This is a genomic window from Dyella japonica (assembly GCF_040545895.1).
GTDB classification, from domain to species: Bacteria; Pseudomonadota; Gammaproteobacteria; order Xanthomonadales; family Rhodanobacteraceae; genus Dyella; species Dyella japonica_D.
The window spans coordinates 442475-462866 of sequence record NZ_JBEPMU010000002.1; the positions used below are offsets into that span (position 1 = coordinate 442475).

A 20392-nucleotide genomic window follows, 5' to 3' on the forward strand; every position below is an offset into this window, starting at 1 on the left:
CACCTTAGTAGTGGAGGATCGCGTCAACCAGCGCGATCGCCTGGTAGTTCTTCTTGCCGGCGTTATATGCGTTCACGTCGTACGAGCGCTCGTAGCGGATTTCCGGACGAATCTCCAGATCCGACGACACCCAGTGCGTGAGGCCCAGCGTGTGGCTGCTGTACTTGGTGGCATAGCCGGTGCGCTGGCCCTTCTGGTCGTTGTAGAACTCGTTGCGGAACGAAATCATGTTGCTCGAGTTCAACTCGAAGTTGAGGTAGTTCACCACGCCGTACTCGCCCGCCTTGCCCGGATACGGCGACGATGCGACCACGCCCGGCTCGCCATCCGGCCCGAAGCCCGGGATGTTGCGGCCGTACATGTAATAGGCCTCGGTCTGCATGTGCACGCTCTGGCTGAAGCGGTGGCCCCAGGTCATCACGTACATCTGCACGTTGTTGTAGTTGTAGTCCGAGGTGTTCCAGTTGTTGATGCAGGGATAAAGCATGTCGTTGTTGTCTTTCGACACCCAGCGCACGCAGGCCTGCAGCGAGGGACGCGCGGAGTGGTTCCACGGCGCCGTGTCGTTGCTCGCATTCACGCCCAGCTGCAGCGTCCACTGCTGGCTGAGCTTGGTGGTGGTCATGATGCCGGTCTGCGTATACGGATCGACCGTGTAGAGAATCGAGTGCGTCACCAGGTAGTTCTGCGGGGAGAACTGCGCTTCGATATCCGGCAGCGACAGGTAGCGACCGATGCGCACCACCATGCCCTCGGCCACCGAAGGAATGTACAGGTCGTAGTAGAACAGCATCGGGTCGATGCCGTAGACCTTGCCCGGCAGCGGGCCATTCGAATTGGGATGATTCAGCAGCTGGTTGCTGAACACGCCCTTGGTCACGGTGTAGTGATAGTCGTAGCCGTACAGCGTGGAGATGTTGAAACCCCAGTCCACGTGGTCGGTCTGCACGGTGTCTTCGACGCGCGTGATGTTGAACACCAGCTGGTCGAATTCCAGGCGATTGGGACGCGTGGCATACGACAACGGATAGTTGGTGAAGCTGGACGAACTCGCGTTCAGCGACGGATTGATCCAGCCATTCACCTCGATGCGATTGCGCTTCATCCAGTTGCCGAGCTTGGTGCACGACAGCGCCTTCTGCAGCGGGTACTGGCTGTATGCCACCGGCACACCGATCGGTGCAGCCACGCCGCCGAGCTGCCACTCGCCGTTGGGGAACGGCGGCGAATCGAGCGGCGCATCCATGGCGCGGCGCGGTGCGGCCGGCGCATTCGGATCGGCCGGCTGCGCATCCGCGCGATACGCCGCGCCAAGGCGAGAGAAGAAGCCCTGCGAGCAATCGTCGCTGGCGGCCGTCGGCGCACTGGCCGAGCCGTCATCGAGACCCGCTGCCGGCGTCACGTCGGTACCGGCCACCGAGGCCGCCGAAGCCGCTGCTTCGCCCACGGGGGCGAGCGCCAACAACAGTGCAAACGAAAGAACTTTCTTGGACATCATGGGGTGTTCCTGCAACCGGCTCGAGGGGAGCCGTCCTCTGTTTGGGTAATGGGGTTGGCGGTCTGCCACCTACGGCCGCGTATCAGATGCCGGCGTAGCCGCCGAGCACGTAGTCGTCCTGCTCGCTGTTCGGTGCCTCGGTGTCGCGCAGTTGGATGCGCGGACGACCTTGCACCGGCAGTGCGATCACCACATCGCAGGCGGAGTCGTCTGAAGAGAGACGAAGCTCCATGTCCGGGTGGGTGTCGTCGGGCAACGAAACGGAAAGCTTGAGCACTTGCATGGCAAAGACTCCGTAGATTCCAGTGGTGCGTCAGTGGTTGGCGGTCTTAGGCAAGACCGCAGAGCACCAGCAACATGTCGATCACCTTGATGCCGAGGAAGGGCACCACGATGCCGCCGAGGCCGTAGACCAGCAGGTTGCGGCGCAGCAGCGCACCGGCGCCCAGCGCGCGGTACTTCACGCCTTTCAGCGCCAATGGAATCAGAAAGATGATGATCAACGCGTTGAAGATCACCGCCGAGAGAATCGCGCTCTGCGGCGTGGCCAGCTTCATCACGTTGAGCGTGTTGAGCGCCGGGTACGTCGTCGCAAACGCCGCTGGGATGATGGCGAAGTACTTGGCCACGTCGTTGGCGATGGAGAACGTGGTGAGCGAGCCGCGCGTGATCAGCATCTGCTTGCCGATCTCCACCACTTCGATGAGCTTGGTGGGGTTGGAATCGAGATCCACCATGTTGCCGGCTTCCTTCGCCGCCTGCGTGCCGGTGTTCATCGCCACCGCCACGTCGGCCTGCGCGAGCGCCGGTGCATCGTTGGTGCCGTCGCCGCACATGGCAACGAGTCGGTTCTCGGCCTGGATCTTGCGAATCAGCTTGAGCTTGGCTTCCGGCGTCGCTTCGGCAAGGAAGTCGTCGACGCCTGCTTCGGCAGCAATGGCGGCGGCCGTGAGCGGATTGTCGCCGGTGATCATGATGGTCTTGATGCCCATGCGACGCATCTCGGCGAAACGTTCGCGGATGCCGCCCTTCACGATGTCCTTCAACTCGATCACGCCCAGCGCTGACGCCGCTTCCGTGACGATCAGCGGCGTGGCGCCGCGACGCGCGATGTCCTCGGCCATGCGCTTGACCAGCGGCGGCAGATGGCTGCCGTTGGCTTCGAGATAGCGCTCCACCGCATCGAGCGCACCCTTGCGGATCTGGCGCGAGCCAAGGTTCACGCCACTCATGCGCGTTTGCGCGGTGAAAGGCACGAACTCGGCCTGGCCTTCTTCCAACTGGCGCTCACGGATGCCGAAGCGCTCCTTCGCCAACACCACCACGCTGCGGCCTTCCGGCGTTTCATCGGCCAGCGAGGCGAGCTGCGCGGCGTCGGCCAGCGTGTGTTCGTCCACGCCCGGCGCCGGCAGGAAAGCCACGGCCTGACGATTGCCCAGCGTGATCGTGCCGGTCTTGTCGAGCAGCAGCACGTCCACGTCGCCCGCCGCTTCCACCGCGCGGCCTGATGTAGCGATCACGTTGGCGCGGATCATGCGATCCATGCCGGCAATGCCGATGGCCGAAAGCAGCGCACCGATGGTGGTGGGAATCAGGCACACCAGCAGCGCCACCAGCACGGTGAGCGTGATGGGATTGCCCGCACCTGCCGCTTGCACGCTGTAGATGGAATACGGCAGCAGCGTGGCACAAGCGAGCAGGAAGATCAGCGTAAATTTTGCCAGCAGGATGGTGAGCGCGATCTCGTTCGGCGTCTTGCGACGCGAGGCGCCTTCCACCATGGCGATCATGCGATCGAGGAAACTCTCGCCCGGATTGCTGGTGATGCGCACCACCAGCCAGTCGGACAGCACGCGCGTGCCACCGGTGACGGCGCTGCGGTCACCGCCCGATTCGCGGATCACCGGTGCGGATTCGCCCGTGATCGCGCTTTCGTCGACGCTCGCTGCGCCCACCACCACTTCGCCGTCGCCAGGCATCTGCTCGCCCGCTTCCACCAGCACGTGGTGACCCACGCGCAATTCGGACGAGGGCGTATAGGTGACCGGCGCATCCTTGTATGGTGCCGACAGTCGCTTGGCCACCACGTCCTTGCGCGAGCTGCGCAACGCGGCAGCTTGTGCCTTGCCGCGGCCTTCGGCCAAGGCCTCGGCGAAGTTCGCGAACAGCAGCGTGAACCACAGCCACACCGTCACCCAGAAGATGAAACCGGTCGGCGCCTCGCCGTGCCCGGTCAGCGCCTGCACCCACAGCAAGGTGGTGAGCACGCTGCACACGAACACCACGAACATCACCGGGTTGCGGAACTGCTGGCGTGGCGAGAGCTTGCGGAACGAATCGGCGATCGCCTGGAGGATCAGGTTGCGATCGAAACTGCGAACGCCGTGCACAGGGGTATGAGTCGTTGTCATGGATAAGCTTCCTTCGGGCGCTGATCAGCGCACCGACATCAGGAATTCGGCGATCGGACCAAGGGCCAGCGCAGGCAGGAAGGTGAGCGCACCCACCACCACCACCACGCAGGCAAGCAAGGTGACAAACAGCGGCGTATGCGTGGGCAGCGTGCCGGCCGACGGCGGCACGTGGCGCTTGGCAGCCAGCGAACCGGCCATGGCGAGCATGGCGATGGCCAGCAGGAAGCGCGACAGGTACATGCACACGCCCAGCAGCACATTCCAGAACGGGGTGTTGGCGGACAGGCCACCGAAGGCGCTGCCGTTGTTGTTCGCCGCCGACGACACCGCATACAACACTTCGCTGAAGCCATGCGCACCCGGGTTGGCCACACCGGCCACGCCGGCCGGCGTCATCACCGCAATGGCCGTGCAGATCACCACCAGCGCGCACGGCACCAGCACGGCGAGGCTGGCCATCTTCATTTCGTGCGCTTCGATCTTCTTGCCGAGGTATTCGGGCGTGCGGCCCACCATCAGGCCGGCGATGAACACCGCAACGACTGCGAACGCGAGCATGCCGTAGAGACCCGAGCCAACGCCGCCAAAGATCACTTCACCCAGCTGCATCAGCCACATCGGCACCAGGCCGCCCAGCGGCGTGAGCGAGTCGTGCATCGCATTCACCGCGCCGCACGAAGCTGCCGTGGTCACCGTGGCGAACAAGCCGCTGGCGGCAATGCCGAAGCGCGTTTCCTTGCCTTCCATGTTGCCGCCGGCCTGCAGCGCAGAGGCTTGCTGATCCACCGCCAGTCCATGCAGTGCGGGGTTGCCGGCCTGCTCTGCGGCAATGGCGCCGATCGCGAGCGGAATAAAGATCAGCAGCATGGTGGCGAGGATCGCCCAGCCCTGGCGGCGGTCGCCGACCATGCTGCCAAAGGTGTAGCAAAGACCGCCCGGAATCAAAAAGATCGCCAGCATCTCGATGAAGTTGCTGAAAGGCGTGGGGTTCTCGTACGGATGCGCGGAGTTCGCGTTGAAGAAACCACCGCCATTGGTGCCGAGCTGCTTGATCGCGATCTGCGACGCGGCCGGACCCATCGGCAAGGTCTGCGTGGTAACCGTGGTCGACTTGGTCATGTCCTTGCCCGCGGCATCCTTCACGGTATTGCCGGCGGCATCCTTCACCGTTTCCACCGCCGTCGTGTTCTGCACGAGCGGCACGTCGACGTACGCCTTGAAGTTCTGCACCACGCCCTGCGAGGAAAGCAGCAGCGCGATCACGAACGAGAACGGCAGCAGCACGTAGAGCGTGGTGCGCGTCATGTCGACCCAGAAGTTGCCCACGCTGTCGGCACTGCGACGTGTGAAGCCGCGCACCACCGCTAGCAGCACGGCAATGCCGGTGGCCGCCGAGAGGAAGTTCTGCACCGCCAGCCCGAGCATCTGCGTGAGGTAGCTCATCGCGTTCTCGCCGCCATAGGCCTGCCAGTTGGTGTTGCTGGCGAAGCTGATGGCGGTGTTCATCGCCAGGTCCGGCGACAGCGCATCGAAATGCTGCGGATTGAGCGGCAGCCACTGCTGAACGCGCGTCAGCGCATACACGGCGAACAGGCCGAGCATGTTGAACACCAGCATGGCGATGGCGTAACGGCGCCAGCCCATCTGCTCGTCGCTGCGCACACCGGCGAGGCGATAGAGCAGACGTTCCAGCTTGCCGCCCACGCGATTGACGCCATTGGGCGCATCGGAGAACGCGAGGGCCATGTATGCACCCACCGGCTTGATCAGCAGGAGCAGCACACCCAGGAACAACACGACCTGGAAAATATCGAAGGTGGTCATTCGAACCACTCCGGCTTGAGCAAGGCCACGCACAGGTAGCCCGTCAAGGCCACCGCGATCACGGCAGCCACGAGGTAGATTGCATTCATGGGTGGATCTCCCGCAGGAAAAGCGCGCGCCAGTGGCGTCGTCGCCCGAGGCGACGACCGGCGATCAGGGACGGCGGCCGAGGCGGTCGCAGATCAGCAGAAAGCCGAGCGCCGCCGCAAACAGCACGATCGAAAAGAGGAGGTAAAGGGCATCCATCGAAGTCCGACTCACCGTCTTGGTCAACGGAGGAAATTGTCGGAAGCGGCGCATAAGAAAGGGGTAGCGAATTCACCCCGCCGCGTATAGAAGCCGTAAAAATTTGCCCCTGAGGCCCGGCAGCACCGTAAAGGACCACGCCCGGCGCACGACGGCCGGGCCTATCGATACCGCATCAATATGCGGTCGTGCAGCGCCTAGACGGCGTGCGACACCACGGATTCGTCGTTGGCTGCCGCTGCGCGATGGATCGGATAGCCCGCCTCATCCCACGCATCCAGCCCGCCCAGCAACGGGCGCACGCGCTTGTATCCGCGCGACATCAGCGCCTTGGCCACCAGCGCGGCCGAGGCTTCGTTCGGGCAGGTGCAATAGATCACCAGTTCGGCGTCGAGCGGCACGGCGTTGACGATGAGGTCGACGCTGTTCACGTCGGCCAGCAAGGCACCGGGAATGATGCGCGAGTCCAGCATGCGCGCCGCTTCCGAACGCACGTCCACGATGGCCGGGTTGCGGCCGTCGGCCAGGGCGTCGTTGAGTTCTTGCACGGTGATGCGCGCCATGCGCAGGGCACGGATCAGGCGGTGACGCTGCCACCATTTCACGATGATGTAGAGCGCAAGCAGGCAGACGATGAGCATCAGCGCCACGCTGCCGGCGTTGGCCAGCGTGACCAGCAGCGCGTCGATCTCGGTGGCGAACACATAGCCCAGCGTGACGGCCACGCCCACCCACAACAGCGAACCCATGCCGTCGAAGAACACGAACGGCGCGACGCGCAGGCCCATGGCGCCCACCAGCGGCGGCGCCACGGTGGACAGCCCCGGCACGAACTTGGCGAGCAGCAGCACGCCGCCACGCCAGCGCTGGAAGCGCAGCTCCGACTGCTTCACGCAGGAATCGGGCGAAAGGGAAATGCGGCACAGCGTACGCATCACGCCACCGCCGAAATAGCGGCCCGCCGCATACCAGGCGTAATCCGCGAGCAGGCAGGCCAGCACGGCCACCGCCACCACGCCGGTCAGCGGCAACCGCTCGGTGGACGCCAGGGCGCCAGCCACGATCATGGTGGGTACGGCAGGCAACGGTACGCCCGCCTGTTCGACCAGGACGTTGATGAAGACCAGCAGCAGCCCGTATTGGGCGATCAGCTCGATGATGTGGTGGGCCATGGCAAACCTCGACCGGTGACACCTTGCAGCCTTTCGATGATTGGGGCTGGCGCTCGTAAAAACAATCGATTTCTTGGATTGACCGGGCCGCCGCGGGACGGCCCGGTGCCGGACCTCAGTAGCCGATGACCTGGCCGTCCTTGCGCATCTCGGTGGCGCCCCAGTACACGTGCTGTTTCGGGTCGAGCAGGATGGCCTCGTAGCCGCCGAAATTGCCCGTGCCCGGCTCAATGGTATAGCCGCGGCGTGTCAATTCGGCCTTCACCTGTGGATCGAAGCCCGATTCCATCTCCACCTTGCCGATGCCCTCCGAGGGCTCGCCAGTGGGCTCGGCATTGCCGTAGTGGCGCCAACGGGCGGCGTCGCCGGCGTCCTGCACGTTCATGCCGAAATCGATGATGTTGGTCAGCACCTGCACGTGGGCCTGCGGCTGCATGTCGCCGCCCATCACGCCGAAGGCCAGCCACGGTTCGCCGTCCTTCATCGCGAAGCCCGGAATGATGGTGTGGAAGGGACGCTTGCCCGCCGCGTAGACATTGGCCGCGCCGGGCTTGAGCGAATACAGCTCGCCGCGATCCTGGAACATGAAGCCCAGCCCATCAGCCACCAGGCCCGAGCCCATGCCGCGATAGTTGGACTGGATGATCGACACCATCATGCCGTCCTTGTCCGCGGTGGCGAAATACGTGGTGTCGCCATTGAACAGGCGCGGATCACCGGGGCCGATCGACGGGTTGGCGTGATCGAGACGGATATCCTTGCGCCGCTGCTCGGCATAGCCCTCCGAAATCAGTCCCTTCATCGGCACGTTGACGAAGTTCGGATCGGCGTAGAACTTGGCGAGGTCTTCATAGGCCAGGCGCTTGGCTTCCAGCATCGCGGTGATGGCGTCGGCGCTGCCCACGCCCATCTTGCGCAGATCGAAGCCCTTGAGGATCTGCAGCATTTCCAGCGCCGCAAAACCCTGCCCGTTCGGCGGCAGTTCGTAGACGTCCACGCCGCGATAGTTCACCGACTGCGGCGTCACCCATTCGCCGTGGTAGCTGGCGAAATCGTCGTAGCGCAGGTCACCGCCGATGCGCTTGAAATAGGCGTCCATGGTGTGGGCGATGGCGCCCTTGTAGAACGCATCGCGACCGCCCTGGGCAATCAGGGTGAGCGTGCGCGCGAGATCGGGGTTGCGGAACACTTCACCCTCGGCCGGCGTGTGCCCGTCGATGAGATAGGTGTGGCGCGCGTTGTCCAGTTCCTCGATCAGGCCCTTCTCACGCTCGAACGCGGCGAAGTTGCCCTTCCAGTACTTGGCCACCAGCTGGGTGATGGGAAAACCATCCTTCGCATAGGCGATGGTGGGCGCCAGGTCGTCGGCGATGGGCAGCTTGCCGAACTTCTCGTGCAGCGCGAACCACGCATCCACCGTGCCCGGCACGGTGATGGGCAGCGAGCCCACGGAAGGAATGTGGTCCTTGGCCGGCATGCCGGCCTTCGCATAGGCCGCCTTCACTTCCGCCTGCATCCTGGCCAGGTCGCGTCCCTTCGCGGACGGGCCGGAGCCGTTGTAGCCATAGAGCTTGCGCGTTTTCGGATCCCACACGATCACGAAGCAGTCGCCGCCGATGCCGTTGAGCACGGGCTCCATCAGGCCCAACGCCGCGTTCGCGGCAATCGCCGCATCCACGGCGCTGCCGCCCTTCTTGAGAATGTCGATGGCCACCTGCGAAGCGAGCGGTTGCTCGGTCGCCGCGATACCGTGTTGTGCGATCACCGGCGAGCGCGAGGCCCAGGTATTACCGGAATAGCGGTCGCCGCGACTGATGTCCGCCGCGGCGGCATGGCCAACGCATAGGCTCGTCAGCGCAGCCAGTGCGGTGACCAGGGGAAAACGCGATACACGACATGAAGTGACAGGCATGGGGCGGCCTCGTGAGGGAATGGGGCACGCAACGGCGGCGAGCTCCCCTGCCCCGTCACGTAAGCCTCACGTCATACACCGCCGAACGACCCGCTGCCAAGGAATGCCGCCGCATCCTGGCGCATCGGTTGGTGCGCTAGGCGCTGCGCGCCGCCGCAGCGGCCTCCATCGAGGCGCTGGCGGACTCGATGCGTCGCGCCCCGATCATCACCAAGGGCAGCCACAACAAGGTCAGCGCGGCCGCGCAAAGAAACACGCCATCGATGCCGAGCTTGCCCAGAGCGATGCCGCCCACCGCGCCGCCAACAAAGGCCCCGAGAAACTGGCTGGTGGAATACGCGCCCATGGCGGCGCCGCGCATGGAACCCGGCGCCAACTGGGACACCAGGCTGGGCAAGGCCGCCTCCAACAAGTTGAAGGCCGAAAAGAACACGGCCGCCGCCACGCCCAGCACCGCCACGTGATCGCCCGACAGGCCGAAGCCCAGCAACCCCAGCCCGGTCGCCACGACACATACGGCCACCAGGCGCAGGCTCTGCGCGAGCTCCCGCATGCGATGCAGGCAGGCTCCCATCACGAAGGCCGCAATGACCATCACCGGCAAGTACAGCTCCCAATGACGATTCACCGGCAAATGCAGGCGCTCGGCCAACAGCAACGGCAGGCCCACGAAGCTGGCCGTCAACAACAGGTGCAGGAAGAACACCGAGCCGTTGAGCACCAGCATGCGGCCATCACGCAGCATCGACAAAACGCTGCCCCAGGTGATGGCTGCCGGCGCCGAGGCTCGCTCGGGCGTCGGCACGATCAGCCACAGCAGCACCAGCGCAGCCAGGGCGAGCACCGAGGTGGCGGCGAACAGGCCGGGGAGCCCATCGATGGCTTCCAGCGGTGGCCCCAGGATCAGCGCCAGCAGAAAAGCCACGCCAATGGACACGCCGATGATGCCCATGACCTTGCTGCGGTTTTCGTGCCGCGTGAGGTCGGCCGCCAGCGCGGTACCGGCGCCGGCCACCGCGCCCATGCCCTGCAACGCCCGCCCGATCACGATGCCCAGCAGGCTGTGCGACATGGCCGCTACCCCGCCACCGACGGCGAACACCAGCAGCCCCAGCGTGATCGCCGGCTTGCGGCCGATGCGGTCGGACAGCAGACCCAGCGGAATCTGCAGCAGTACCTGCCCCAGGCCGTAGACGCCCAGCGCCATGCCGATGAGCCAGGGCGTGGCGTCCGGCATGCGCTGCGCGTACAGCGAAAACACCGGCATGATCAGGAACAGGCCAAACAACCGCAGGCTGATCACGCAGGCCAGGGTCAGCGCGCTGCGTCGCTCGAGTGGGGAGAGTTTGCTCACCGGGGCTTCTTAAAAGGGTCGCATGAGCGACCGATTATACGTTTGACCCCAAAAAACCAACCGTGGTGCCGTGTCGCGGCGGTTTCTTGCGGGGCTGCTCTGACCGTTTCCGTGAGGGTGGCATGACCTCCAGCAAGTGCGCAGGGTGCGGGCCAAGACGCTGCTCAGGCTGGCCGCCTGAGCAAGTCATGGACCACGGCCTGCGCGCTTGCTGGAGATCACCCGTAGGGCCGCTTTTGTGTGACCGCAGCTCTGCACCGCGTCGTCTCGACACGCGGCCAGCCTGCCTTCGACGGCTCAACGCGCATCGGCGGTCACACAAAAGCGGTGACATCCTCATGGAAACGGTCAGAGCAGCCAAACTCTATCTATAATCCCCCGATACGACGCTATGACTGCCTCATGACCACGACTCAAGCCGACACCCGCCGCTCTGCCGACTTTGCCGCCGTTCGAGGGCTCGCCGCCGCAGACATGCATCGGGTCGACTCGCTGATCCGCCAACGCCTGTCGTCGGACGTGGTGCTGATCAACCAGATCGCCGACCACATCATTGCCGGTGGCGGCAAGCGTCTGCGCCCGATGCTGCACGTGCTGGCCGCCAACGCCGCCGGATACCGCGGCGAGCACCACATCAAGCTGGCGGCGGTAATCGAGTTCATCCACACCTCCACCCTGTTGCACGACGACGTGGTGGACGAGTCGGACCTGCGCCGCGGCCGCAAGACCGCCAATGCGCTGTGGGGCAACGCGGCCAGCGTGCTGGTGGGCGACTTCCTCTACTCGCGCTCGTTCCAGATGATGGTGGAGCTCGATGACATGCGCATCATGCGCATCCTGGCCGACACCACCAACACCATCGCCGAAGGCGAAGTCCTGCAACTGCTCAACATCGGCAATGCCGACGTGGACGAAGCGGCCTACCTCAACGTGATCGAACGCAAGACCGCCGTGCTGTTTGCCGCCGCCACCGAACTGGGTGGCCTGCTCGGCGGGCTCCCGGTGGAACAATGCGCGGCGCTGCGCCGTTACGGCATGCAGCTGGGCTACGCGTTCCAGATTGCCGATGACCTGCTCGACTACGTCTCCGACGCTGGCACCCTGGGCAAGAACATCGGCGACGACCTGGCCGAAGGCAAGCCCACGCTGCCGCTCATCTATGCATTGCAGCGCGCCGACGCCGAACAGAAGCAGTCGCTGCGCCACGCCATCGAACACGGCGGCCTCGATTCGCTCGACCGCATCATCGCCGCCATCCGCGATTCGGGCGCGCTCGAACGCACGCACGAACGCGCCGTGCTGCACGCCGATGCGGCGCGCGATGCGCTGCGCGTGCTGCCCGATTCGCCGTGGCGCGATGCCATGGCGACGCTGGCGGACTACTCGGTGCAGCGTTCGTTCTGACGCCTCATCCATGGCAAAACGAAAGGGCCGCGCAGCCTATGCGCGGCCCTTTGTTTTTTTGCGCAGGCCCTCGTTACGGCGTGTTGCCGAAGGCGCCGTGCAACCAATCGCGCATCAGGCGATAGCTGCGCTGCGCCGCACGTTCGTCGTAGGCGCAGCCGGCGCTGTGCTGGTCGGTTTCGGTAAAGCAATGCACTGCGTTGCCCAGCACGACGAACTGCCAGTCGGCCTTGCTGCTGCGCATTTCGTCCATGAACTTGTCGGCGTCGGGCATGGTGCCCTTGTCGTCGGCGCCGTTCATCACCAGCACGCGTGCCTTGATGTTCTTGGCCAGCGACGGATCGTCGGTCGCCAGGCCACCATGGAAGGACACCACGGCCGCCACGTCGGCGCCGCTGCGCGCGAGATCCAGCACAGCCGAGCCGCCGAAGCAGAAGCCGATGGCGGCGAGCTTGCTGACGTCGATCGGCGCGCTCTTGCCCTGCGCCTTCAACTGGTCGAGCGCGAGATTGATGCGCTTGCGCATCAGCGCGCGGTCGGTATACAGCGGCCTGGTCGCCGCCTTGGCCTGGTCGTCGCTGGTCGGGCGAATCTTCTCGCCGTACATGTCGGTGACGAGGATGACGTAATCCTTGCCGGCGATGCCTTCGGCCTTCTTGATCGCGCCGTCGTTCACGCCGTACCAGTTGGGCACCATCACCAGACCCGGACGCTTGGCGGTCACCGCATCGTCGTAGACCAGCACGCTGTGGAAGGTGGTGCCGTCCTGCGTCCACTCGACGGGCTTTTCCACCATCTTCGCCTGTGCGGCGAATGCGAATCCGGAAAGCAACAGCAAACTGCAAAGACGGGCGATGCGCATGACGTCCACTCCTGGTTGCGGGATTTTCGAACGATTACAAGCCGGCGGCGTGTTCCGCGAGTCTGCGTTTGATTGGTGACAACTTGTCGACCAGTCGCACGCCAAGTCCGCGCGCGGCGACCAGCGGGGACGCCTGCCAGGCGTAGATACGCGCCAGCGCATCGAAGCCCCACGCATCCATGGTGTCGGCGCTGCGGCGACGGCGCGCGTAGCGACGCAGCACGTGCGCCGCCGCGATGTCGCTTCCCGCCTCGCGCGCGGCGACCAGCGTGTCGCGCAACTCGGCGACGTCCCGCAGCCCGAGGTTCACGCCCTGCCCTGCCAGCGGATGCACGGTGTGGGCCGCGTCGCCAAGCAACACGAAGCGCTCGGCCTGATAGGTGTCGGCCAGTTGCAGGCGCAGCGGGAACGCCGCGCGCGCGGTGGCGCCGGTGATGCGGCCGAGGCGGAAATCGCTGGCTACGCCAAGCGCCTGGAAGAACGCCGCGTCGTCGAGTGCGAGCACATGCTGCGCCTCGTCCTCCGGCAATGACCACACGATGGAGCTGCGCCCATCCGACAGTGGCAGCAAGGCGAGCGGACCGTTGTCGAGAAAGCGCTGCCACGCCGTGCCCTCGTGCGCGCGTTCGGTCTGCACATGCGCCACGATGCCACGCTGCGCGTAATCGCGACCGCGCGTTTCGATACCGGCCATGGCGCGCAGTGGCGACGCGGCGCCATCCGCGGCGACGAGCAGGCGCGCGGATAGCACGTCGGTTTCTGCACCGCTCAGCGTCAGTTGCACGCGATCTTCCAATACCTCGTACCCACTGACTTTCGCCGGGCACACACGCCTCACGCCTGCTGCATCAAGCGCCTGCCAGAGCTGCCATTGCACGAGGCTGTTCTCGACGATGTAGCCGAGCAGGTCGCGGCCTTCCTTCGCCGCATCGAAGTGAATGGATGCGCCGCTGGCGGCATCCCACACATGCATGTGGGCGTACGGACTGGCGCGTGAAGTGCGAATGGACGTCCAGACGCCCAGCGCGTCGAGCAAGGCGATGGACGAAGGCGCGAGGCCAACCACGCGAAGATCGACTTCGTCGTCGACGGACCACGGTGTCGGCGCGCGCGCCTCCACCAGTGCGGTGGCGAATCCTGCGCGCGCCAGCGCCAGTGCCGTGGCCGCGCCGACCATGCCGCCGCCGACCACGGCGACATCGAGCGCGGGACCGCGGCGGCGCGACGATTCACCGCGCGAGGAAGACATCAGGCTCATGGCAGTCGCTCCAGCACGGCCTTCGGTGGATCGCCGCGAAAACCCATGCCGCGGCGCGCGATCAGGCGCTGCAGCGGCGGCAGGCGATCGAACGCCAGCATGGCGATCGATCGCAGGGGCCCGAGCAACGGCTGCGGCAGGCAGGCGAGCTGGACGAGTCCATGGCTCATCGCCATGGTGCCCTCGCGATCCGGCGTGCGGCGTGTCGCGTAATGGTCCAGAAGGTCTTCGGCACCCGGATCATCGGCGCCGGTCAACAACTCCGCCAGGGTCAATGCGTCGCGCAAACCGAGGTTGAAGCCTTGCGCGCCGATGGGATGCACCGTCTGCGCGGCGTTGCCGACCAGCACCGCTCGCGTGGACACCAGCGAACGCGCGACCACGCGTTGAATGGCGTAGGGGTGGCGTTTGCCGGGGCGGCTCAAGCGACCCAGGCGCCAGCCGAAGCGTTCCTGCGCCAACGCAATGAAGGCGTCATCGTCCATCGCCTCCACCGCTTTCGCTTCATGTTGCGGCACGGTGAGCACGAGTCCGCAACGACGGCTTGCCAGCGGCAACAGGGCGATGGGCCCGTTGTCGGCGAAGCGTTCGTAGGCGCGATGCGCGTGGTCGCGCTCCGGCGTCACGGTGCAGACGAACAGCGTCTGGCGGTAATCATGGCGCTCCGCCTCGATGCCGAGGCGATCGCGCACGAACGAGGCCGTGCCGTCGGCGCCGACCAGGAGCGGCGTGTCGATATCGACTGCTCCATCAGCCGTCTGGATGCGTGCGCGCCAGCCGTTCGCCACCGGTTCCAGCGACTCCACGCGCGCGGGCGCCAAGCGGCGCAGACGCGTGCATTCGTCCAGCCGACGCAGCAGTGCAGCACCGAGTTCGCGCGCGGGCAGCGTCCAGCCCAGTGCATCGACGCCCTGGCGTGCCGCGTCCATCTGCACGCTGCCGAACTCGCCGGCCCGCGTGACGTGGATGTGACGGATGGGCGTGGCCTGCGCCGCCGCGTGCTTCCACACGCCGATAGCGGCGAGTCCGTTGACGGTGGCGCGCGCCAGCGCGAGGTTGCGCTCGTCGTAGCTGGGCTGATCGCCGACGCGCGGCGCGGCGGCTTCCACCATTACGGCGTCGATGCCGGCGGCATCCAGCGCGATGGCCAGGCTGGCGCCCACCAGTCCGCCGCCAACGATCAGTACCGGCTGCCGGGCGGCGGCCTGGGAGGATGAGTTCGTCATGGCGCCGCATGATACGCGCTAGGCTGTGGGCCGGGGTCTGCCCAATTGCGATAGACTTCCCGCTTGCATTCGACGCGACCTTTTTTGGAGCAGCTCATGGCTAAGACGCAGACCCAGCGCCTGGGCATCTTTCTGGCCTTGGCCGGAGTGATGGCCGCCACCCGTATTCACCTCTCGCTGTTCCATCACGACGTGTGGGACGCCTCCTGGGGCATCTTCTTCCTGGCCGGCTTCTGGCTGCGCAACTCGGTGCGCTGGGCCTTGCCGCTGCTGCTGGTCGAGTCCGTGCTGATCGACTACCTGGTGATCAGCAACCAGGGCATCAATTTCTGGGAGCACTACTGCGTCTCGGCGGCCTACTGGTTCCTCGTGCCGGCGTACGCCAGCCTGTGGATGGGCGGCAGCTGGCTGGCGGGCCGCAAGCTCGGCCTGAACGCGCAGAGCCTCGGCCTCGCCGTGGCCGCCGTGCTGGTGAGCTGGCTTGCCTGCTACGCGATCTCCAACGGCAGCTATTACTGGTTGAGCAGCACCGTGCCGCAGCCGCGCAGCCTGGCTGCCTGGTTCGAGAACATGGTCGACTGGTACGGTTTCTTCCTCGAAACCACCGCGCTCTATGTGGCGCTGGGCCTGGTGGTCCACGGCCTGGCGGTGCAGCTGTCGCGCATGCTCGGCCATGCGGATTCGTCCAAGCTGTCGCACTGATCCTTGAAGGCACGCCGCGATGGGTAACCGCCTCTCGAAGATCTATACCCGCACGGGTGACGACGGCAGCACTGGCTTGGGCGACGGTTCTCGCGTCGCCAAGGATTCGCTGCGCGTCTCCGCGTACGGCACGGTGGATGAACTCAACAGCACCATCGGCATGGTGCTGGCCTCCGATGGCGTGGGTGACGACGTGCGCGAAACGCTGACCCAGGTGCAGCACGACCTGTTCGACCTGGGCGGCGAGCTTTGCATTCCGGGTATGGCGATGGTCCATGACGCTGATATCGAGCAGCTCGAACAGGTGCTCGATGCCTTCAACGATCCATTGCCGCCGTTGAAAGATTTCATCCTGCCCGGTGGCGGCATGGCGGCTTCGTGCTGCCATCTGGCGCGCACCGTGTGCCGCCGCGCCGAGCGCGAGGTCATTGCGCTGGGACGCGTGGAAGAAGTGCGACCGCAGGCGCAGCGTTATCTCAATCGCCTGTCCGATCTGCTGTTCGTCATCTCGCGCGTGCTGGCCCGCGCCAGTGGCCACGGTGAAGTGCTGTGGCAGCACGAGCGTCGTCGCAAGCCGCAGGCGTGATGCTCGATGCTGCGGCTCTATACCCACACCAGCTGCCTGCAGCACGATCCCGGCGCCGCCCAACCTGAGTCACCCGCCCGTCTGCGCGCTGTGTTGCAGGCGCTGGACCAGGACCGTTTCGCCGCCCTCGATCGCGTGGAAGCACCGCGCGTCACGCGCGAGCAACTGCTGCGCGTGCACACGCCCGAACATGTCGACCGCATTCTCGCCATCGCCCCGGAGCAAGGCACGGTGCGCCTGGACGAAGACACGCTGATGTCGCCGGGCTCGGCCGAAGCGGCGTTGCGCGCTGCTGGCGCGGTGGTCGCTGCGGTGGATGCCGTGCTGGGTTCCGACGGCGGCAAGGCGTTCTGCGCTGTACGCCCGCCGGGTCATCACGCCACTCCCGATCGCGCGATGGGCTTCTGCCTGTTCAACAACGTTGCCGTGGGCGCGGCCCATGCCATTGCCGCGCACGGGCTCAAGCGCGTGGCCATTGCCGATTTCGACGTGCATCACGGCAATGGCACGCAGGACATCTTCGCCCGCGAGCCGCGCGTGCTGTTCATCTCCAGTCACCAGATGCCGCTGTATCCGGATACCGGACACGCCGACGAACGCGGCGTAGGCAACATCATCAATGCGCCCTTGTCGCCGGGCGACGGCTCCTACGAATTCCGCGAGCTGTGGGAAGGCGACCTGCTGCCGAAGCTGCATGCGTTCAAGCCGCAGCTGTTGCTGATCTCGGCCGGCTTCGATGCCCACCGCAACGACCCGCTGGCCGATCTGCGACTGGGCAGCGAGGATTACGCGTGGATCACCCAGCGCCTGGTCGACGTGGCGCACGCCCATGCGCAAGGCCGCGTGGTGTCCACCCTCGAGGGCGGCTACAACCTGCTTGCCCTGTCCACCAGCGTGGCTGCCCACGTGGGCGAGTTGCTCGAAGGCTGAACCCCGGCGTTCAACCGCCGGCCGGCGCGAAATCCAGCGCCACGGAATTGATGCAGTAGCGCAGGCCGGTCGGCTTGGGACCATCCGGAAAGACGTGCCCCAAGTGCGATTCGCAGGTAGCGCAGCGGACTTCGGTGCGGCGCATGCCATGGGTTTCGTCTTGCTGAAGGCTGACCGCCTTGCGCGCGAGGGGCTGGAAGAAGCTGGGCCAGCCCGAGCCCGAGTCGTACTTGGCTTCCGATGCGAACAGCGGTGCGTGGCAAGCCACGCACACGTAGGTTCCGGCGGCCTTGTGCCGATACCACTTGCCGCTGAAGGGCGGCTCGGTGGCCGAGCAGCGGCACACCGCATATTGCTGCGGCGTCAGCCTGGCGCGCCATTGCTCGTCGCTACGGGCCGGTTTCTGATCGCTCATGCTGAATCCTTCTCGCGGTGTGTGCTGCCCAACTGCCGTCCATGGGGCCTTTCTGCTAGTTTTACGAGCCTCCCAGCCGACAGACTGCCATCGTGACGCCCAAGCTGCCTCCGCGCCACCTGCCCCCTCGCCGCCTGTTGGCGGTCGCCGCTGCCCTCGCCCTGTTCGGCGGCCCGGTGGAGGCCCAGTCGGCACCCGAGGCGCCCAGCGAGGCGACGGCCCCGCCGACCACGCCCAGCGTGGCGCGGCCCACCGTATCCAATTGCCCGCTCGGCGCGTTCCGCTGCCCGACGCGGCCGCTGAACTACAACATGTGTCGCCCGAGCGCGATGCTCTCGTTCTACGACCCGACCATGAGCAAGGACAGCTCGGTCCGCGACACGTCCAACACCTATGTCGCCGCCCAGCGCGTGGATAGCTCCAACCAGAGCGTCTACCACCTGGAGGGCGACGTGAAGATGGACCGCGCCGACCAGCGCATGCAGGCCGACGTGGCCGACTACAACGACGACACCACCGACTACGACGCGCGCGGCAACGTGCGCTACCAGGAAGTGGGGCAGTTGGTGTCGTCCGACCATATGCGCGGCAACCAGAACGCGAGCACCAGCATCGCGGACAACGTCGCGTACCAGATGCTCACCAATCGCGGCAACGGCGTGGCCACCCAGGGCCAGATGCTGGACGACCAGCGCAGCCGCTATTTCAACGCCACCTATTCCACCTGCGACGTGGGCAACCACGTGTGGGAGCTCCATGCGAAGGACATCCGCATGGACAAGGAAACCGGCGAAGGCGTGGCGCACGACGCCACCATGTACCTGTACAACGTGCCGTTCTTCTGGCTGCCCACCTTCACGTTCCCGATCAACGACGAGCGCAAGTCCGGTTTCCTGACCCCGACCGTCGGCAACTCCAGCCGTTCGGGCTTCATGGTGAGCGCGCCGTATTACCTGAACCTCGCGCCGAACTATGACGCCACGCTCGATCCGCGCATCTACACCGATCGTGGCGTGATGCTGGCGAGCGAGTTTCGCTATCTCGTACCGGGCAGCCAGGGCCAGGTGAACCTCGAGTTCCTGCCCCATGACAACGGTGCGAACGACCCCGACAGCACGGAAAACACCAAGGGCACTGACCGCTGGTTGCTGAAGCTTTACGACTCCACCCATCTGTACGGGCCATGGTCGCTCAACGCGGGCATCAACCTTGCGTCGGACCGCAACTATCTGCGTGATTTCGGCAACGACTTCTATACGACCACGACCAGTCAGCTGGTTTCCTCCACATATATCAATGGTGCAGGCAAGTGGGGCGCGGCGTACTGGAACGCCAGCTTCGGCGCGGACTATTACCAGAACGCCGACTACTCGCTGCCGGACACGTCAGTTCAGTACAAGCGCTGGCCGCGCGCGACCTTCAACGTCGACTACCCGATCAATCGCTGGCTGGACGTGGGCGCGAATACCGAAGCGGTTGCCTTCCGCAAGGAAGACTCCGTCGAGGGCAACCGCCTCGATCTGTATCCGTATATCCAGGCCGATTTCCGCGGCGCCGCGTGGTTCGTGAAGCCAAGGGTCGCTTATCGCTACACGGGCTATGACCTCACCGGCAACACGGAGCAATACGGTTACTATGGTCCGCTGGGTGCTGGTCAGGCGTCACCGTTCACGAGCAACTCGCCGAGCCGTTCACTGCCCATCGTCAGCGTAGACAGTGGCCTGGTGTTCGACCGCAGCACCTCGCTGTTCGGCACCAGCTACACGCAGACGCTCGAACCGCGCCTGTATTACCTGTACGTGCCCTACCGCAACCAGAACAACATTCCGCTGTTCGACACCAACCTGATGTCGTTCGACACGTGGGAGCTGTTCACGCCCAATACCTTCTCCGGCGCCGACCGCCAGGAGAACGCGAACAACCTCAGCGCCATGCTGACCTCGCGACTGCTTGACGACAACGGCGTGGAGCGCCTGTCGGCGAGCTTCGGCCAGATCCGCTATTTCACCCAGCAGCGAGTGCAGATCCCCACTAGCAACAATGCAGCCCCGGCGCCCACCAACTGGTCCGGCTCCGACTACATCATTGACCTCAGCACCCAGCTCAACGACGACTGGAAGCTGATGTCGCAATACCAATGGAATCCCAATCTGAGCCTCACCGACCTGGGCGCGATCACGCTACAGAAGCGCATCAAGACCGACGGCGTGCTCAACTTCTCCTACCGCTACCGCCGCACGCCGGGCACCGAAGCGCCCCTGCTGGAACAATATGACGCTTCCATTGTCTATCCCGTCTCCGACCGCTGGCGCCTGATTGGCCATTGGACCTACTCGGTACTCGACAAGAAGACCGTGGAGGCCCTGGCCGGCGTGGAGTACGACAGCTGTTGTGTGGCCCTGCGCCTGGTGGGACGCCATTACGTGAATACCTACGACTTCACCAACCAGCTGGGCTCGGCCAATACGGCGATCATGGTGGAAGTGGAGTTCAAGGGCATGGGCGGGTTCACCGGCCAGTCGGAAAACGCCATCCGCAATGGTATTCTTGGTTATCAATAACTTCCCTGTCGCCCACGGCGATCGAAGG

At 65.2% G+C, this 20392-nt stretch carries 17 protein-coding genes; 5 read left to right on the forward strand and 12 right to left on the reverse strand.

Annotated features, from left to right (window positions below):
- Window positions 1-4: 4 nt before the first annotated feature.
- From ABIC75_RS08605 to ABIC75_RS08640, 8 genes are all read right to left on the reverse strand, one after another.
- Complete coding sequence (locus ABIC75_RS08605) at window positions 5-1498, reverse strand: outer membrane beta-barrel protein (protein WP_354013430.1); 1494 nt, start codon at window positions 1496-1498, stop codon at window positions 5-7.
- Between the two features lie 82 nt (window positions 1499-1580).
- Window positions 1581-1781 (reverse strand): hypothetical protein, encoded by a 201-nt coding sequence (locus ABIC75_RS08610; RefSeq protein ID WP_354013431.1) that lies wholly within the window; start codon window positions 1779-1781, stop codon window positions 1581-1583.
- A gap of 46 nt (window positions 1782-1827) precedes the next feature.
- A complete protein-coding gene (gene kdpB / locus ABIC75_RS08615; protein ID WP_354013432.1) occupies window positions 1828-3909 on the reverse strand; it encodes a potassium-transporting ATPase subunit KdpB in 2082 nt (693 codons plus the stop codon).
- Window positions 3910-3933: 24 nt separating this feature from the next.
- Complete coding sequence (gene kdpA / locus ABIC75_RS08620; RefSeq protein WP_354013433.1) at window positions 3934-5736, reverse strand: potassium-transporting ATPase subunit KdpA; 1803 nt, start codon at window positions 5734-5736, stop codon at window positions 3934-3936.
- Entirely contained in the window at window positions 5733-5825 is a 93-nt protein-coding gene (kdpF, locus tag ABIC75_RS08625; protein ID WP_354013434.1) for a K(+)-transporting ATPase subunit F, read from the reverse strand. The genes kdpA and kdpF overlap by 4 nt, the downstream gene beginning before the upstream one ends.
- A gap of 354 nt (window positions 5826-6179) precedes the next feature.
- Window positions 6180-7154: a DedA family protein/thiosulfate sulfurtransferase GlpE gene (locus tag ABIC75_RS08630; protein ID WP_354013435.1), complete on the reverse strand. Its 975-nt coding sequence runs from the start codon at window positions 7152-7154 to the stop codon at window positions 6180-6182.
- A 115-nt stretch (window positions 7155-7269) separates the two neighbouring features.
- Window positions 7270-9066 (reverse strand): gamma-glutamyltransferase family protein, encoded by a 1797-nt coding sequence (locus ABIC75_RS08635; protein ID WP_354013436.1) that lies wholly within the window; start codon window positions 9064-9066, stop codon window positions 7270-7272.
- 136 nt (window positions 9067-9202) lie between these two features.
- Complete coding sequence (locus tag ABIC75_RS08640) at window positions 9203-10420, reverse strand: MFS transporter (protein WP_354013437.1); 1218 nt, start codon at window positions 10418-10420, stop codon at window positions 9203-9205.
- Window positions 10421-10822: 402 nt separating this feature from the next.
- Between ABIC75_RS08640 and ABIC75_RS08645 the strand changes: the two genes are divergently transcribed.
- Window positions 10823-11824 carry a polyprenyl synthetase family protein gene (locus ABIC75_RS08645; protein ID WP_354013438.1) on the forward strand — a complete coding sequence of 334 codons (1002 nt, stop codon included), beginning with the start codon at window positions 10823-10825 and terminating at the stop codon, window positions 11822-11824.
- A gap of 73 nt (window positions 11825-11897) precedes the next feature.
- Here ABIC75_RS08645 and ABIC75_RS08650 read toward each other — a convergent pair whose 3' ends face one another.
- From ABIC75_RS08650 to ubiH, 3 genes are read right to left on the reverse strand one after another with little or no spacing between them, the layout of a single operon-like run.
- Window positions 11898-12686, reverse strand: a complete 789-nt coding sequence (locus ABIC75_RS08650) for a dienelactone hydrolase family protein (protein WP_354013439.1) — start codon at window positions 12684-12686, stop codon at window positions 11898-11900.
- 34 nt (window positions 12687-12720) lie between these two features.
- Window positions 12721-13935 carry a UbiH/UbiF/VisC/COQ6 family ubiquinone biosynthesis hydroxylase gene (locus tag ABIC75_RS08655; protein WP_436407906.1) on the reverse strand — a complete coding sequence of 405 codons (1215 nt, stop codon included), beginning with the start codon at window positions 13933-13935 and terminating at the stop codon, window positions 12721-12723.
- A gap of 5 nt (window positions 13936-13940) precedes the next feature.
- Entirely contained in the window at window positions 13941-15170 is a 1230-nt protein-coding gene (gene ubiH, locus ABIC75_RS08660) for a 2-octaprenyl-6-methoxyphenyl hydroxylase (RefSeq protein ID WP_354013441.1), read from the reverse strand.
- Between the two features lie 96 nt (window positions 15171-15266).
- On the opposite strand from ubiH, the gene ABIC75_RS08665 reads away from it, so the two are divergent.
- From ABIC75_RS08665 to ABIC75_RS08675, 3 genes are read left to right on the forward strand one after another with little or no spacing between them, the layout of a single operon-like run.
- Window positions 15267-15872: a hypothetical protein gene (locus tag ABIC75_RS08665; protein WP_354013442.1), complete on the forward strand. Its 606-nt coding sequence runs from the start codon at window positions 15267-15269 to the stop codon at window positions 15870-15872.
- Between the two features lie 19 nt (window positions 15873-15891).
- Entirely contained in the window at window positions 15892-16458 is a 567-nt protein-coding gene (locus tag ABIC75_RS08670; protein ID WP_354013443.1) for a cob(I)yrinic acid a,c-diamide adenosyltransferase, read from the forward strand.
- Between the two features lie 6 nt (window positions 16459-16464).
- Window positions 16465-17388: a histone deacetylase family protein gene (locus ABIC75_RS08675; protein WP_354013444.1), complete on the forward strand. Its 924-nt coding sequence runs from the start codon at window positions 16465-16467 to the stop codon at window positions 17386-17388.
- 10 nt (window positions 17389-17398) lie between these two features.
- Here the strand turns inward: ABIC75_RS08675 and msrB are convergent, their stop codons facing one another.
- Complete coding sequence (gene msrB, locus ABIC75_RS08680; protein ID WP_354013445.1) at window positions 17399-17803, reverse strand: peptide-methionine (R)-S-oxide reductase MsrB; 405 nt, start codon at window positions 17801-17803, stop codon at window positions 17399-17401.
- Between the two features lie 92 nt (window positions 17804-17895).
- Here msrB and ABIC75_RS08685 point away from each other — a divergent pair, with 92 nt between their 5' ends.
- Window positions 17896-20364, forward strand: coding sequence for an LPS-assembly protein LptD (locus ABIC75_RS08685; RefSeq protein WP_354013446.1), 2469 nt, complete (start codon window positions 17896-17898; stop codon window positions 20362-20364).
- Window positions 20365-20392 lie beyond the last annotated feature (28 nt).

What these genes read in the sequence shown, in the direction of transcription:
- ABIC75_RS08605 (WP_354013430.1), bottom strand. Translation starts at nt 1,498, where the DNA reads ATGATGTCCAAGAAAGTTCTTTCGTTTGCACTGTTGTTGGCGCTCGCC.
- ABIC75_RS08610 (WP_354013431.1), bottom strand. Translation starts at nt 1,781, where the DNA reads ATGCAAGTGCTCAAGCTTTCCGTTTCGTTGCCCGACGACACCCACCCG.
- kdpB (WP_354013432.1), bottom strand. Translation starts at nt 3,909, where the DNA reads ATGACAACGACTCATACCCCTGTGCACGGCGTTCGCAGTTTCGATCGC.
- kdpA (WP_354013433.1), bottom strand. Translation starts at nt 5,736, where the DNA reads ATGACCACCTTCGATATTTTCCAGGTCGTGTTGTTCCTGGGTGTGCTG.
- kdpF (WP_354013434.1), bottom strand. Translation starts at nt 5,825, where the DNA reads ATGAATGCAATCTACCTCGTGGCTGCCGTGATCGCGGTGGCCTTGACG.
- ABIC75_RS08630 (WP_354013435.1), bottom strand. Translation starts at nt 7,154, where the DNA reads ATGGCCCACCACATCATCGAGCTGATCGCCCAATACGGGCTGCTGCTG.
- ABIC75_RS08635 (WP_354013436.1), bottom strand. Translation starts at nt 9,066, where the DNA reads ATGCCTGTCACTTCATGTCGTGTATCGCGTTTTCCCCTGGTCACCGCA.
- ABIC75_RS08645 (WP_354013438.1), top strand. Translation starts at nt 10,823, where the DNA reads ATGACCACGACTCAAGCCGACACCCGCCGCTCTGCCGACTTTGCCGCC.
- ABIC75_RS08650 (WP_354013439.1), bottom strand. Translation starts at nt 12,686, where the DNA reads ATGCGCATCGCCCGTCTTTGCAGTTTGCTGTTGCTTTCCGGATTCGCA.
- ABIC75_RS08655 (WP_436407906.1), bottom strand. Translation starts at nt 13,935, where the DNA reads ATGTCTTCCTCGCGCGGTGAATCGTCGCGCCGCCGCGGTCCCGCGCTC.
- ubiH (WP_354013441.1), bottom strand. Translation starts at nt 15,170, where the DNA reads ATGACGAACTCATCCTCCCAGGCCGCCGCCCGGCAGCCGGTACTGATC.
- ABIC75_RS08665 (WP_354013442.1), top strand. Translation starts at nt 15,267, where the DNA reads ATGGCTAAGACGCAGACCCAGCGCCTGGGCATCTTTCTGGCCTTGGCC.
- ABIC75_RS08670 (WP_354013443.1), top strand. Translation starts at nt 15,892, where the DNA reads ATGGGTAACCGCCTCTCGAAGATCTATACCCGCACGGGTGACGACGGC.
- ABIC75_RS08675 (WP_354013444.1), top strand. Translation starts at nt 16,465, where the DNA reads ATGCTGCGGCTCTATACCCACACCAGCTGCCTGCAGCACGATCCCGGC.
- msrB (WP_354013445.1), bottom strand. Translation starts at nt 17,803, where the DNA reads ATGAGCGATCAGAAACCGGCCCGTAGCGACGAGCAATGGCGCGCCAGG.